Here is a 13684-nt window from a genome sequence, read left to right on the forward strand (position 1 = left end):
GATTATACTATACATACTACCAGTATCGTTCTTGCCTTCACCGAGAATCGCTGTAATAAGGTGGATGGTGTTGTAAATATTTTTTTGTTGTGGTATTGTAAAGGCATGAGCGTGATGACTATACCAAGGGTGTTAAGAGAAAAACTGGGCGAAGACGGCGTTGACGCGCTTCTTGCTGTATTCAGCGAAGTAAGCCTTGATACGCGCAGTGATTTGGCGACCAAATCTGACTTAAATGAGATGGTTACGGTTCTCCGGCGAGACATGGTTACAAAGTCCGACATAAAAGAAATGGTTATAAAGTCCGACATAAAAGAAATGGTTATAAAGTCCGACATAAAAGACATGGTCACAAAGTCCGACATAAAAGACATGGCCACAAAGACTGACATAAAAGACATGGCCACGAAAGAAGACATTGCCAATTTAAAAACAGAGATAGAGAAGTCCAAAACAGATTCAATCAAGTGGATGTTGGCTTTTTGGGCAACACAAATCGGCATACTGATAGCCGCCATGGGTGTAATGTTTAAATTCCTTATTAAATAACGCAGTTCAGGCAATCTCCTCCGTAGTTAGGTGGGGGGCATATGCGCCCCCCTACATTAGTAATTCAGGTCTTCTCAAAACGCTGTGACATCAATTGCGCCGCTATTTCCATGTAAATACGGACTTCGTCCACGCTCCGTTGTAGTAGACATACACAGACCCGTCATCCCATGCCAAAATAGCGGTCGTGTTAGCGTACCACTGGACATAGTTTGTGCCGTAAGCGTCGGTGGTTGCTGTTATACCGCCCGATGGAAAGGTGAACAAGGTGGAGTATGAAAGGTAGATTGAGTTTATCATGGCCGAGGCCTTGCTTAGGTCAGTGCGCCACTGGATGCCGGTGGAGCCTACGGCACCGCCGATTAAGTAATACAAGTTACCGTCATACCATGCAACAAGGGCGTTGCCGTTGGCGTACCACTGGGCGTAGTATGTGCCGCTTGAGCTGGTACCCGAGCTAAGGCTCCCTGATTTTGTACCAAAATATGACGAGTATTGACTAGCGAGACTGTTAATGTATGTCGTGGCACTTTGAGAATCAGTATCCGTGAAAGTGGCGGCGACTTGTACAGTCTTAGTGGAAGACGCGGTTACACCGCATATGCTTTGCGAGGTGTAGTCACATCCCGACCAGCTTGAAAAGGTGTAACCAGATGCGGGAGTCGCGGTTAATATTAAATAGGTGCCGTCAGTGAAGGAGGCCGAGCATGTGGAGCCGCAGTTTATTCCCGTTGTGCTTGTTGAAGTGTAGCTTGTTATAGTGCCTTGTCCGGTTTTGCTGACTGCCACAGTTCCCCCTTGTCCGGTGTGAACTGTTTGATAAATGGTTGCTGAGGTTGAGGCGTCATTTATCGCGTCCCCACCATATATGGCCGACACGAGGTGGTCACCTGACGAAAGTGTTGTCGTTGTGAACGAGGCCTGTCCGCTGCTGTTGAGTGTGGCGGTGCCAATCTTTCCCCAGTCATACTTGAATGAAACCGTACCCGTGGGAGATTTACCGGTAACTGTCGCGGTCAGTGTTACTGATGTGCCGTATGTCGAGGGATTCAGAGATGAACTTACCGTTGTTGTCGTTGGTGATGCCGCGCCGATGGCCAACTTCCCTATCTTATTACCGCTATATTCGGTAAACCAGAGATTGCCATCAGGCCCCAGGGCGATATACGTAGACCAGCTTCCCAATGTGGGGATGGGATACTCGGTAATGACCCCGCCCGTCGTTATCCTCCCAATATTGTTGCCGCCTGTCTGAGTATTATCGCCGCCTGTCTCAACAAACCAGAGATTACCATCCGGCCCGGCTGTAATTCCCATAGGATAACCCCCCTGAGGCACGGCATATTCAGAAACAACCCCTGAGGTGGTTATCTTGCCTATATTGTTCCGGGACGATTCTGTAAACCAGAGATTACCGTCCGGCCCTGATGCAATACCTGAAGGATAACTGCCGGAGGTCAGGGAATACTCGGCAATAGCCCCCGTCGTAGTTATCTTGCCTATTTTATCGTTATACGGATCGGTAAACCAGAGGTTGCCGTCCGGCCCGACTGTAATGCCGTCAGGAAGCCCCGTCGGGGACACCTGGTACTCGGTAATGGCCCCCGTCGTACTTATCTTGCCTATCTTGCTGGAGCCCGTTTCGGTAAACCAGAGATTACCGTCCGTCCCGGCTATGATATTGTTAGGCCAAACCCTTGTCACTGACGTAAACGACGCGCCGGGCAGGGTATATTCTTTAACAACCCCCGAAGTGGTTATCTTGCCTATTTTGCTGACATCAGATTCAGTAAACCAGAGATTACCGTCCGGCCCTGCCACTATACCCCAGGGGAGAGACCCACGCGTTGTTATGGGATATTCGGTAATAACCCCCGATGTGGTTATCTTTCCTACATTGTTGCCATTTGTCTCGACAAACCAGAGATTGCCGTCCGGTCCTTTTGCGATGTTATAGGGTGCGCCGCCGACTTTAGCAATGGGATATTCGGTAATAGCCCCGGAGGTGGTCATCTTGCCTATATTGTTGGCACCCGACTCAGTAAACCAGATATTACCATCCGGCCCAAGCGTTATGCCCCAGGGATATGCCCCGCTGGTGGTTATGGAATAACTGGTAATCGCCCCTGATGTGGTTATCTTCGCTATTCTGTTGGTACTTGTTTCGACAAGCCAGAGATTGCCGTCCGGCCCCAGTGTAATACCATGAGGCGCGTTGAGAGCACCGGGATTGGGTAAGACATATTCTGTAAAAACACCAGATGTCGTTAACTTCCATACGGCGTCGTTCATCCAATCGGTGAACCAGAGGTTGCCATCGCTGCCCACTACAATCCCATTTGGAGCGCCACTGGAAACGGGCAGGGTATACTCGGTAATAGTGCCGGATGTGGTTATCTTGCCTATCTTGTTGACATACTCCTCGGCAAACCAGAGGTTGCCGTCGGGCCCTGCAACTATCCCGTTAGGACTGCTATTGGCCGAAGACAGGGAATACTCGGTGATAACTCCTGAGGTGGTAATCTTGCCTATCTTGCCGAGGCCAGACGCGGCAAACCAGAGATTGCCGTCCGGTCCTGCCGTGATTCCGGTAAGCCGCTGATAAGTCGTAGGTAGTGCATATTCTGTGATAACGCCGGACGTAGTTATCTTGCCTATATTGTTGCCATCGTTTTCGGTAAACCAGAGATTGCCGTCCGGCCCGCTTGTTATGTTGATGGGGGTGCTATTGGACTTGGGTAAGGGATACTCGGTAATAACGCCTGACGGGGTTACCTTCGCTATCTTATTTCCATAATACTCGGTAAACCAGAGATTGCCGTCCGGTCCCTTTGTTATGCCATACGGAGATGTGGACGACGAAAGGGGAATACTATACTCGGTGATTGTGGCGGCTTCCAGGCCGACGTTCGGGCCGACCTGGGACAAAACAAGGTAAACTAACAACGTTAATATTGCGGCAAATGACGTAGCTTCACCTGCCCTCACGACTAACCTTCTATATAGCGTATCTTTCTGCAGCATTATATAACCTCCCTCCAAATGCGTCTCTCTAAATACGGGATCTTCCGATGGAAAATCCCTGCGATACATGTATATAAATTATCACAACTACACTACCTGAGTCAACATCCTACCTGCCGGTTAAATACTTGTGCGCCCGCCTGGTTGAGTTTTTCCCCCACCACAATCAGGCTGCCGCCATATTTCAGCGATACCCCGCCTAGTAATTTACACTCCACATGAAGCATTTTCTCAAGCAATCGGTTTACAACAGGGTTTATCTTGAATCTATAGGCAACATCGGCCTTAGAGACACGCCCTGTGTCTCTGTCTACGTATTTCCTCAGATACAAAAGAGGCAGTATAGAGGCAAAGAAAGCGGTGGCCTTCAATATCTTAAAACCGTTACGCCTGAGAAGTTGCACTACCTGCTCGAGTTCATACCTTTTCTTATGGGATACAAGGGTGTCATGTTTGCTCCATAGCCACATGTGAGCCGGCACGGTTATCACAATTTTCCCCTCAGGGGTCAGCATTTCGCAGGCCTTTTGTACAGAGAGTTCGGCATCGTCTATATGTTCCAGGACATCGAACATAAAGACCGCGTCGAAATGCCCGACAAAGGGTGCTCTTGTGAGGTCAAACTGGTATCTGTTGATGATTCCATCGTCGCCGCTGTATTTGAAGCTGTCTGAATTGAGATCTCCAATTGAGATATCCTTATAACCCTCGGATATCAAATGCCTCGTGATATAACCCGTTGCGGCTCCGATTTCTATTATCTTGTCGGTATGTTTGATATACATATCACAGATTGTACTTATGAAATCCTTTCTCGCTTTAAACCAGAAGTGCTTTTCCTCGCTCTTGGAGTAGTATTCATTGAGTTTCTCGTCTATGCCACTGTCGGCGGCCACTGGCAGTACAGGGTGCAATGAAAGCAGCCCGTCAGACGGCGCTATCTCATGTCCACAACCACCACAAAGGAGCCTTGTTGTGCGGCCTCCCTCGTTTTTTTCTTCTGTCATCGTGTAATTACACCTTGTGCATCTGATCAAGTCGCTATCTCCTTCATTATGAGCTGTTGTTATTAATGGTTAAAATATATTTATCCCTTATAAATACCCTTAGTGTAATGGCCAGTATATAACTGAGTCCAATAGAAAGCGTGATCACAATCCATATTGACTTACTTAAAGTGGGAAAGTGTGCCTGATTATAGAAAATACGAAAAGAAAACGCGTGTAAACAGTATAAGGCCAGAGAGTATTTAGACATGAAACTGATAATAGTATTAGATGGAAACCTGATTAACAAAGGTGTTAACAAAAATGCAACCGAAGATATCAGGACAGACGTGCGTGTATATACAGGTAACGCAATCTTCTGTCCACACAAAAAGATAGGATCCAAATAATATTTCCATTCAGCAATGGCGGTCAACGCGGCAATCACTATCAGGGATATGAAGATGCCCCACTGGTATCGGTTTCTAAGTTTTAGCAACTGATTATGAAGACGATAAATCACTATCGCCGCAAACGGATACGAAAGAAAATTCATGGGATTCCAAAAAACTGTCAAATACCACGATTTCGTTTTGATTGCAATAAGAGGTGATAGCGTAAATATACATGTGGAAATCAGAAACAAGATAATGTTGGCACGAGTAGATAATTTGTTTGCAAAGTGAGTCAGGATTGTAACGAAACAAAGACTTATAAAAAAATAATACGGCGTGCTGCCCGCCGTTAGGAATATGACAAGCGCATCCCCCACCGATTTAGGTGCCAGCGCATACAACCCATTATAATTATACGCATAAATTGTTAGTAATACCATCCAAAATAAAGCCAATAAGCAAAGGTTATATACCCTCTGTTTCAGATATGCCGAAGTCCTGTTTTTAGCAATATACAAAAATGACGCGATAAGAAAAAATGAAGGCACGGCGGCTAATAAGACGTGGTAATTCATGAAATCAGAAACGCTAAAGACATGTCCTGAGAATTCCCCATAGTTTTTAATATCGGGCTGGGTAAATCCATTTTCGTGCCATACCACGACGCAGATTGAGAAAAAAGCCCTTAAATAATCTATGCCCACATAATGAGTCGCCGGAGTATTTTCCATAATCATGCCAGATTAATGATGACTTCAACACTTGGGACAAAATAGCGTTTTCTATCATTTGTCAAAACTAAAACGGATAGTTTGTGAGTTCCTTTTTCGATTAAAGAAACAGGTATCTCTAAGTTGTAGCCAGTATATCTATAGTTATTATTTTTTAGATGCTCGGCAACATCAACTCTGTCTAAACCATATAGGGCGGGAAATAATTTATCGTCTATTTTCACATAAACACCGCCGGCGGTGTCTGTTTTTAAATCGTCAGCAGCCCACCCTATTACAGACAGATACGGCTGTTTATCATCTATTGTAAAAAGTTGCTCAGGGACAGTAGGCTGAACTGAATTTATTGTGTAAAAACCAGTTGTTGTGCAATTGGTGCTTGTAAGTTTATCCATAGGAGGCAAATAAGGGCGCGTAAATACGCTGTATTTGCGGTTCTCTAAAATAGGGGCATATTTTCTGACTATCATCGGGTCAGGATGTACTATTTTTAGGTTTTCATCCGACTGCATTTTATATGTATAGGTGTAGTAGGCGACCTTTTCCCTGTGTCCCTTCCAAAATACCCCCTGTGAATACCCGCTCTCATAAGAAGGGATAATGCTTGAACATATTACTATAATCAAAACAACAAACACACACTTTACAAGGCTTGAATATCTTATTGATGTGCTGGAAGACTCCTCAGACACAGCGCCTGTGTACATCACATACAGGCTTATAGGTCCCACAACCCCATACGTAGTGTATCTGATGGGTAAATATAGATATTCAAAATCCAACGTTGACCGGCCAAACGCTATCGCAAATATAGCAAGAAAAGAATATGTGAAGGCAGCTATCCAAAAAGAATATTTTGGTAAATTACTAAAAGGGATAGAGATAAACAGCAATAAAGCCGCAAAAGAAATGAAAATACCAACGATGAGATTAACGAACCTTCCGAAATATAGAATATTGCCTGTCAGATAAGAAAAGTATGTTAATCCTTGAATAGGATATTTAAAAAATATCATAGCAGGAGGTGACCCTGCGGGATGCGTATAGTTTGAAAAATACAGCAAAAAAGTGGCCGCTCCTATAATGAGCCATACACATAGCATAACAATTTTCAACCTCTTTTGCAAACCGGAAATAAGAATCTGGAGAAATCCCACCGGCCACACCATCAGCCCGCATGTGAATGTAAATGAAGTTGCTAATGCGCTGACAATCGGCAAGGGGAGTTGTAAGATCAGTTTACCCCTCGTTTCACAGTAAGCGAGCCTCGAAATAAGATAAAAAGTAAGCATACTAAAAAAGACAGAATAAAACGCCACAGCCTGTATAGCGTACAACGTATTAACCGCTTGCATCAGACTAAATGCAAGATAAGGAATGGGAATAAAAAGGGCAATTAAATCCTTTCCCAATAATCTTTTAAACTCAATAAATAGTATAAAAACCATAATAACCATAGTTATCTGGCTAAAATACATATCCACTTTTGTGTTGTATGAAAAAAGAATCCCCAGTATAACCATAGTGACTCTTTGCAGGACAATCCTGTGTTCATTGAACTGGTCATAAAACATTGAAAAGTTGAAGTTGCCTGTGAGAACCTTATCAATCAGAACAAAATTATCCCATTCATCCCAATATGGAACGTTTACCCCATAATACCATATATATACAAAACAGATTAACACTGGTAATAAGGACAAGAAAAAAATAGTCTTTCTGTTTCCAGTGCTAAACCCTCTTATGTATTGAATCAATGGGTAGTCCTGCCGCACAAATAAAACACCCTCCCGTCACATACCAAGCGGCACACCGGTAATGCGATAGTCTGCCGGTAACCCATGTCGCAAAGCCGCTTGATGGAAAATCATATCTTCATAACTCCCGAACTCCCGAAGTAGTATAAATATAGCGTCAGCACTTGTCAACGATTATTTTTTCTATTACAGATTTCCACATGCGGCCATGCCGCGCTTATCTCGGCTTGGTATTGCCGATTGGTTTTGTTATAATACGCGCCATGGATAAAATCAGGTTTTTGAAGGCCGTTGACGGCTTCGTCGGCAGCGCCCTCGTGTCAATACTAACGCATATCAGACATATAAATCAAACAGTGGATGTTCCTCCCCCAGGCCAGTTAGGAAGAGTCCTTGTGATTCGACCCGGAGGCGTGGGGGACGCGGTCTTGCTGCTTCCGGCGTTAAAGCAAATCAAGGCCGTCCATCCCGGCGTGCAGATAGACATCCTTTGTGAGAAAAGGAATCATGGGATTTTTCAGTTGTCAGGAGATATTAATCGAATCTATCTCTATGACAGTCGCCCGGGACTTATCGAATGCCTGAGAAACACATACGACGCCGTCATTGATACCGAACAGTGGCACAGGCTTTCGGCGGTAATCGCGTCTCTGACCGGGGCGCGTGTGCGGATTGGTTTTAACACCAACGAAAGAGGCGAACTTTTTACGCATAAAATTCCCTACGGCCACGACGACTACGAGGGGAGGAGTTTCTTTAACCTTATCGCGCCCGTTGTCGGCTCAGGAGCCGTTGACGGCATACCTGATGTGTTTATCTCCGGCGAGGCCTTTATCGCAGCCGAAGGTATTGAAATTTTTAATACTGGCCGTACAATCGCTGTTGCCGCCGGGGCGTCTGTAAAAGAACGCCGCTGGGGTGGGGAGAACTTCGGTCTCACGGCGAGGCAGTTGTCTGACAGGGGATTTAATATCCTGATAATCGGCTCACAGGCCGACAAATCAGACGCCCTGACGATAAAAAGTTATTGCCCGGCGGCGTTTGACCTCACGGGCACTACATCGCTGAAAGATACGGCACCACTTCTTAAATCTGCAAGCGCGTTGGTCTGTGTAGACAGTGGCATTATGCACATCGCCTACGCCCTAGGCACCCCCACGGTATGCCTCTTCGGTAGCGGCATCGAAAAGAAATGGGCGCCATTAGGGAAAACACACAGGATAATAAATAAACGCCTGCCCTGCAGCCCATGCACCAAATTCGGCTATACGCCGCCCTGTGATTCAGTTAAATGCCTCACTCAAATAACCGTGGATGAGGTCGTCAGGGAAGTTATTGATTTATTAGACTAATTAGTGAATTATCCCGTTTTAAGATTCTACTTTTTTAAAGAATTTTTTGCCCACCCCGCAAAGCGGACATTTCCAGTCTTCCGGTAAATCCTCAAATTTTGTACCGGCGGCAATCTTACCCCTTTTATCGCCCTTCGCCGGATTATATATATAACCACAATTGCCTGTTGATTGACATTGCCACATAGACGTTACCTCCTGATTTAATAAATCACAAACGAAACGGATTAATTGCCAAGGCAATTATAACTATCAATAAATACTTTATTGCCCAATCGGATTGTGTAAATCCCATACCCAGCTTAACTCATAGATATTTGTCCAAAAGTCCTCGCGGGCGATGTATCCTGCCCCGGTAAGCAGGGGTTTTATTGTCTTATCACCGCCTTCCTCGGCGATTACGATAAACGGACGCTGGCCTCCCGGTCCAAGTATAAGCTCCCGTCCTAAAACGGGCAATGTCGCAAACGTGCTGTCCGGGCAGTCGCTGATAAACCCGCTGACAGGGACGCCGAGATTCGCCAGCATGTGATTCGTAATGAGGGCAAGCCGCCCTGTGCCCCATACATACACAGGCCGGTCAGCGCCGGTCAGAATAACCCTCTGTTTCAGCCTGTCAACATAGCGTTTCTGATACAAGGCCTGCGCCCTGTGGGTCTCCGGTATGCCGCCGCTCATTGAAAGAGACTGCGGGTTATGCCAATACAGGCCGGTAAACTCCGGGATATGGAGAAACTCAAAGCGCTCACCCATTCGAAGCCAGTACTCCTGGTCGCCGTTTGAGGTGTATGTCTCATCAAAGAACCCTGTTGCCACCGATGCGGATTTACGCCACATGGGATGAGGCCCAATGAGGCAGGTCTTTAGCAAATCTTCGTACTGGTACGCCGGCCACACCATAGAGGGGCTGCCCGTGTGCCGCTCAAAGCTCTCGTGCGGGGTTGTTGTCATATACGAATCGCCATAGACGAGCGCTATGTCAGGGCGATTGTCAAGGGTTTGCGACATAATCTCAAGGGCGTCACCGCGAAGTCTGTCGTTTGTGCTTAACACAGTAATGTACCTGCCTCCGGCCAGCCTAAGCCCTATGTTCCACGCGGCGTAGATACTGACCTTTTGGCCGGTTTTCACATACGTAATATTAGGATTTTCTTTTTGAAACTCAGTAACGATTGCCTGTTCACCCTGCGGGGAGGCTGCGTCAATTACGATTACCTCAATGTCCTGCCAAATCGTCTGCCCTTTGAGGCCATTGAGGCATTCGCCTATGAAGTCCCCTGACATATATGTGGAGACGATTACGGTTACGGCGTATTCTTTACCGGCTTTGGGGGGGGCGGTGATGGCCTCCTTGTAGCGTACCAATCCAAACGGCGCGGGGGGGAGGGTCTCCACAGTCAGATGAGTGCTGTCCGGCCTGAGTTTGTCAATAAAATAAGTGTTAAACCTGCACCTCTGCCTGAGGGCGTCAACCGCGACGTCCTGCCTGTATTTCAGTGTTGCGTAATTACCGATGGCCTGAACGATAGAATCCCTGATTTTTTCACTTGTCAGCGACTCTGGCGTCCCAAGATTAAGGCCGTTAAGCTCATCAGAAAGCTCAGTCAACTTTTCGCCCCTGAGAACTGATATGGCAAGCGCGCCGCCAAGTGCGCTGAAGACGGTAAAATGATAGCGCCACGATATGGCCAGTTTGCAGCACGAAAGCAGCGCAATCATCTGCTCCGGCGTGAAATACTGGTTTAGCGCTATGACTGGTCGGCTCTTCATAAACGCCGCCGTGGCGCGGGTTGCCTCTTTATCGAAATATTCACCCTCTCTGGTCTCGTTGCAAAAGAAAACCACCTGCCACTTCAACTCTGAGCATATCCAGTCGAGGGCGGTGGCCGCCGCCATTTTAATGGCGTTGTCGTCTTTCCACTTCTCGTTGACTATGTTTACGCCTACAATGGGTATGCCCTCTTTAACGCCGAGGGCGGCGAGGTATTGGGCTGCCCACTGTTTATCAACATCCTGCGTTGGGGTGAGCCACGCCAGATCAGCCGCGGCAACAACACGACCCGGGTGCACGCCCAGGGTGAAAAGATTTTTCCTGCTCCTTTCAGAGCGCACTGTCCATGTTTCGAAGGGGAGAAATCCCCTGTTAAACAATTGAACCGCTTCGTCTGAATGGAGCTTATCCACACCAATGCCGACTGCGTGAATGGGGACTCCGGCAGCGTGGCAGAGGGCGTACTTGCCGCCAAGTATATTAAGCGGCCACTCTGTGCCAAGCATATCTGTGACTATCGTAGCCCCGACAATGAGCACATAATCAGCCGAGAGCGAGGCGGCGTTACACGCCTCTGTGTCAGAGTAATTGATATACCTGTACGTGGAGGGGAGTTGGGCGATGGCCTTGGAGTTGGTGTCCCAGACCTCAATAGTAGTGCCGTCGGGCAGTGGATGAAGGGATAAGAACCCTCGCATCATCGCCTCGTCTCCTATGTTACCTGCGGCCAGTCCCGAAAAAGTTACATGAATTTTCATTTGATTAATGATTCGTTAAGGATTAAACTTCATGGTGCAAAACCCAAATTTCTCTTTAGAGGAGAAGATGATTTCAAAGCGGGGGTCTTTTTGTGCGTCCATGAAGTTTTTGTAATGTTTGACGTGATAGATATCGTCAAGGGCGATGACGCACTGTCCTTTGAGCAGTGAAACCACATATTGAAACTCAACCGCGCCAAGATGTCCGGCGCTGTCAAGCAGGATAAAATCGGGGTGATAGTCGAATTCCTTCAGATAGCGTCCAAGCAGGTCATCGGGGACACCGTCGAATGACACCTCACTGTAATAATTTTGGGCGCGTTCACCCGCAGGGTGGTCAACGAATATATCTGTGAATTCGATTTTATTAACGAATTTTTCCTCAATCTCGTCGAGCGACAGGAGGTAGGCACGCGGCAGTGAGAGGCCGTTAACGAGGGTTACATAGTCAATCAGACCATTGTTTGTGAGATTTTCTATGGCCGTTTTATGATACAAGGGATTGACCTCAATCGAATAAAACTTATGTCCGACAATTGAGCAGTCCCTAAGTGCCGAGGCGATAACAGTGGTTGAGCCGACCCCGCAGTATGTGCCGGTTTCAATCAATCTCTGCGGCCTCAATGTCTTAAAGAGGTCGCGTACGTGCCTTGAGAACTCCGATTCTGCCGCCATCTGCATGAGGTTATGAGAGGGGTCAAGCTCAGCGGCCACTTTTAATCGTTTATCGTCTTCCAGCATCCTGGGTATCATAGCACAGCGTTGGTGGTGGCGGCAACCTGCCCCATATTCTGGAAGTGCCTCAGTTTTAATAATTACTTAAAAATCTAATCGTTCAGTTGTTGGGTTAATAGCTTCGGCTTTTTTGTAGGGAAATTGCTGATAGGCAACAGGAATGTCTGGCTTTTTACCTTTAAATAAATCTTCAACCGTCAATATCTGGATTCGCGAATAATCTTTGTTTAAGAGAGTAAATCGGTACAATCCCTTGCCAGCCGCTTCTTTATTCATATCCCGTGTAGGCTCTTTTAATGTTATGAATATTCCCAGTTCCGCTTGTTCTCTATCCATCACATGCCCCAAGTCCCGAATGTCCCTGACACTAACATTGCCGCTCTTCACAGACACAATGCCTTTAGCTACTTTGCCCATATCTTCGTTGAAATAGATATACCCGTCAATGCCGGTATCCTTACCTTTTTTCTTATCTCCATATGGTCGGGCATTGATAAGAGACAACGCCCACCATTGGAATTGATAGCGGTTTTGATTCGCAAGCTCCTCAGCTCCGGTCAAGTCCTCCGGCTCTCCGATGACGCGATAATCTTTTTTAGGCTCAAGGTCAAACATGTCTTTTAATCGTTTTTTGATAAGATTAGTGGCAAGGTGCGTTATATCTATGCCTATCCATTGACGGTTCAGCTTTTGAGCGGCTGTTATCGTTGTCCCACATCCGCAAAAAGGGTCAAGAACAGTATCTTGTTCGTTGGACGAGGCCGATATAATACGTTCTAATAGTGCAATTGGCTTTTGTGTCGGATAACCAAGGCGTTCATATGCTTGTCTGTTTAATGCAGAGATAAACCACCAATCCTCTGGCACTTTGCCAAGAGGATTAATTTCATACACCTTCCCTTTTACTATTTTCCTGCCACTTGAAACATAGCCTCCATCACTTTCATAAGGGATTCTGATAGAATCAGCATTGAAATAAAAATTTTCTGATTTTGAATAAAAGAAAATCGTATCATGTTTTTTAGGGAATCCTTTTCGCGGTCTCCCCCCTAACTTATAACACCATACAATCTCATTCCTAAAGTTCTTTTTACCGAATATCGCATCCATGAGTATTTTTAGATAATGGCTTGCCGTAGGGTCGCAGTGAAGATAAATAGAGCCTGTTTCTTTCAACACCCGCCTAAGCTCAACCAACCGCACACACATCATAGTCAGATAAGCCAACATATCGTTAAGCCCAATAAACCTTCTAAACGCAGTCATCATCTCCACGACATTGGCTGGTGCGGTATCAACAATATCCTGAAAAGTCCGCTCTGCTTCCTCGTTCCAGTGCCATGTATCCTCAAACGCAGTTATTTGTGCACCGGATGATTCCCCTGTATGCTCTTTGAATAATATATTATAATCAGCCTTAGAGTTAAATGGCGGGTCAAGATAAATAAGGTCAACTGAATCATCGGCAATGTGTTCTCTTAAAATATACAAGTTATCGCCATAAAATAGCTTGTTCATAGATTCTATTATTACATAAGAGTTATGATTTCCTCAATATTCCATACGTGGTGTCAGCGATTCTCGGTGAAGGCAAGAACGATACTGGTAGTATGTATAGTATAATCA

11 protein-coding genes are annotated in these 13684 nt (G+C 46.1%); 3 read left to right on the top strand and 8 right to left on the bottom strand.

What is annotated here, in order from left to right; genetic code table 11:
* Positions 1-549 (top strand): CCDC90 family protein (locus tag AB7D94_RS13005; RefSeq protein ID WP_474373869.1); only part of this gene is annotated, 549 nt, incomplete at its 5' end.
* Between the two features lie 102 nt (positions 550-651).
* Here AB7D94_RS13005 and AB7D94_RS13010 read toward each other — a convergent pair.
* The 4 genes from AB7D94_RS13010 to AB7D94_RS13025 form a co-directional block, all read right to left on the bottom strand.
* Positions 652-3573, bottom strand: a complete 2922-nt coding sequence (locus AB7D94_RS13010) for a virginiamycin B lyase family protein (RefSeq protein ID WP_420266318.1) — start codon at positions 3571-3573, stop codon at positions 652-654.
* A 101-nt stretch (positions 3574-3674) separates the two neighbouring features.
* Positions 3675-4580, bottom strand: coding sequence for a class I SAM-dependent methyltransferase (locus AB7D94_RS13015; RefSeq protein WP_420266319.1), 906 nt, complete (start codon positions 4578-4580; stop codon positions 3675-3677).
* A 46-nt stretch (positions 4581-4626) separates the two neighbouring features.
* Positions 4627-5691 carry an acyltransferase family protein gene (locus AB7D94_RS13020; protein ID WP_420266320.1) on the bottom strand — a complete coding sequence of 355 codons (1065 nt, stop codon included), beginning with the start codon at positions 5689-5691 and terminating at the stop codon, positions 4627-4629.
* Entirely contained in the window at positions 5688-6155 is a 468-nt protein-coding gene (locus tag AB7D94_RS13025; RefSeq protein WP_420266321.1) for a hypothetical protein, read from the bottom strand. Before AB7D94_RS13025 ends, AB7D94_RS13020 begins: the two co-directional genes overlap by 4 nt.
* 130 nt (positions 6156-6285) lie before the next feature.
* Between AB7D94_RS13025 and AB7D94_RS13030 the strand changes: the two genes are divergently transcribed.
* Together AB7D94_RS13030 and AB7D94_RS13035 are read left to right on the top strand one after the other, a co-directional pair.
* Entirely contained in the window at positions 6286-6657 is a 372-nt protein-coding gene (locus tag AB7D94_RS13030; RefSeq protein WP_420266322.1) for a hypothetical protein, read from the top strand.
* Between the two features lie 1048 nt (positions 6658-7705).
* Positions 7706-8794 (top strand): glycosyltransferase family 9 protein, encoded by a 1089-nt coding sequence (locus AB7D94_RS13035; RefSeq protein ID WP_420266323.1) that lies wholly within the window; start codon positions 7706-7708, stop codon positions 8792-8794.
* An 18-nt stretch (positions 8795-8812) separates the two neighbouring features.
* Here the strand turns inward: AB7D94_RS13035 and AB7D94_RS13040 are convergent, their stop codons facing one another.
* The 4 genes from AB7D94_RS13040 to AB7D94_RS13055 all read right to left on the bottom strand — a co-directional run bounded on the left by AB7D94_RS13040 (position 8813) and on the right by AB7D94_RS13055 (position 13576).
* Complete coding sequence (locus AB7D94_RS13040) at positions 8813-8980, bottom strand: rubredoxin (protein WP_420266324.1); 168 nt, start codon at positions 8978-8980, stop codon at positions 8813-8815.
* 78 nt (positions 8981-9058) lie between these two features.
* Positions 9059-11323: a glycosyltransferase gene (locus AB7D94_RS13045; protein WP_420266325.1), complete on the bottom strand. Its 2265-nt coding sequence runs from the start codon at positions 11321-11323 to the stop codon at positions 9059-9061.
* 15 nt (positions 11324-11338) lie between these two features.
* Positions 11339-12064 (bottom strand): class I SAM-dependent methyltransferase, encoded by a 726-nt coding sequence (locus tag AB7D94_RS13050; RefSeq protein ID WP_420266326.1) that lies wholly within the window; start codon positions 12062-12064, stop codon positions 11339-11341.
* A 78-nt stretch (positions 12065-12142) separates the two neighbouring features.
* On the bottom strand, positions 12143-13576 hold the full coding sequence (locus AB7D94_RS13055) for a DNA methyltransferase (RefSeq protein WP_420266327.1): 1434 nt from the start codon (positions 13574-13576) through the stop codon (positions 12143-12145).
* Positions 13577-13684: the final 108 nt, after the last annotated feature.

The sequence above is a fragment of the Candidatus Magnetominusculus dajiuhuensis genome, assembly GCF_046044395.1.
GTDB lineage: Bacteria > Nitrospirota > Thermodesulfovibrionia > Thermodesulfovibrionales > Magnetobacteriaceae > Magnetominusculus > Magnetominusculus dajiuhuensis.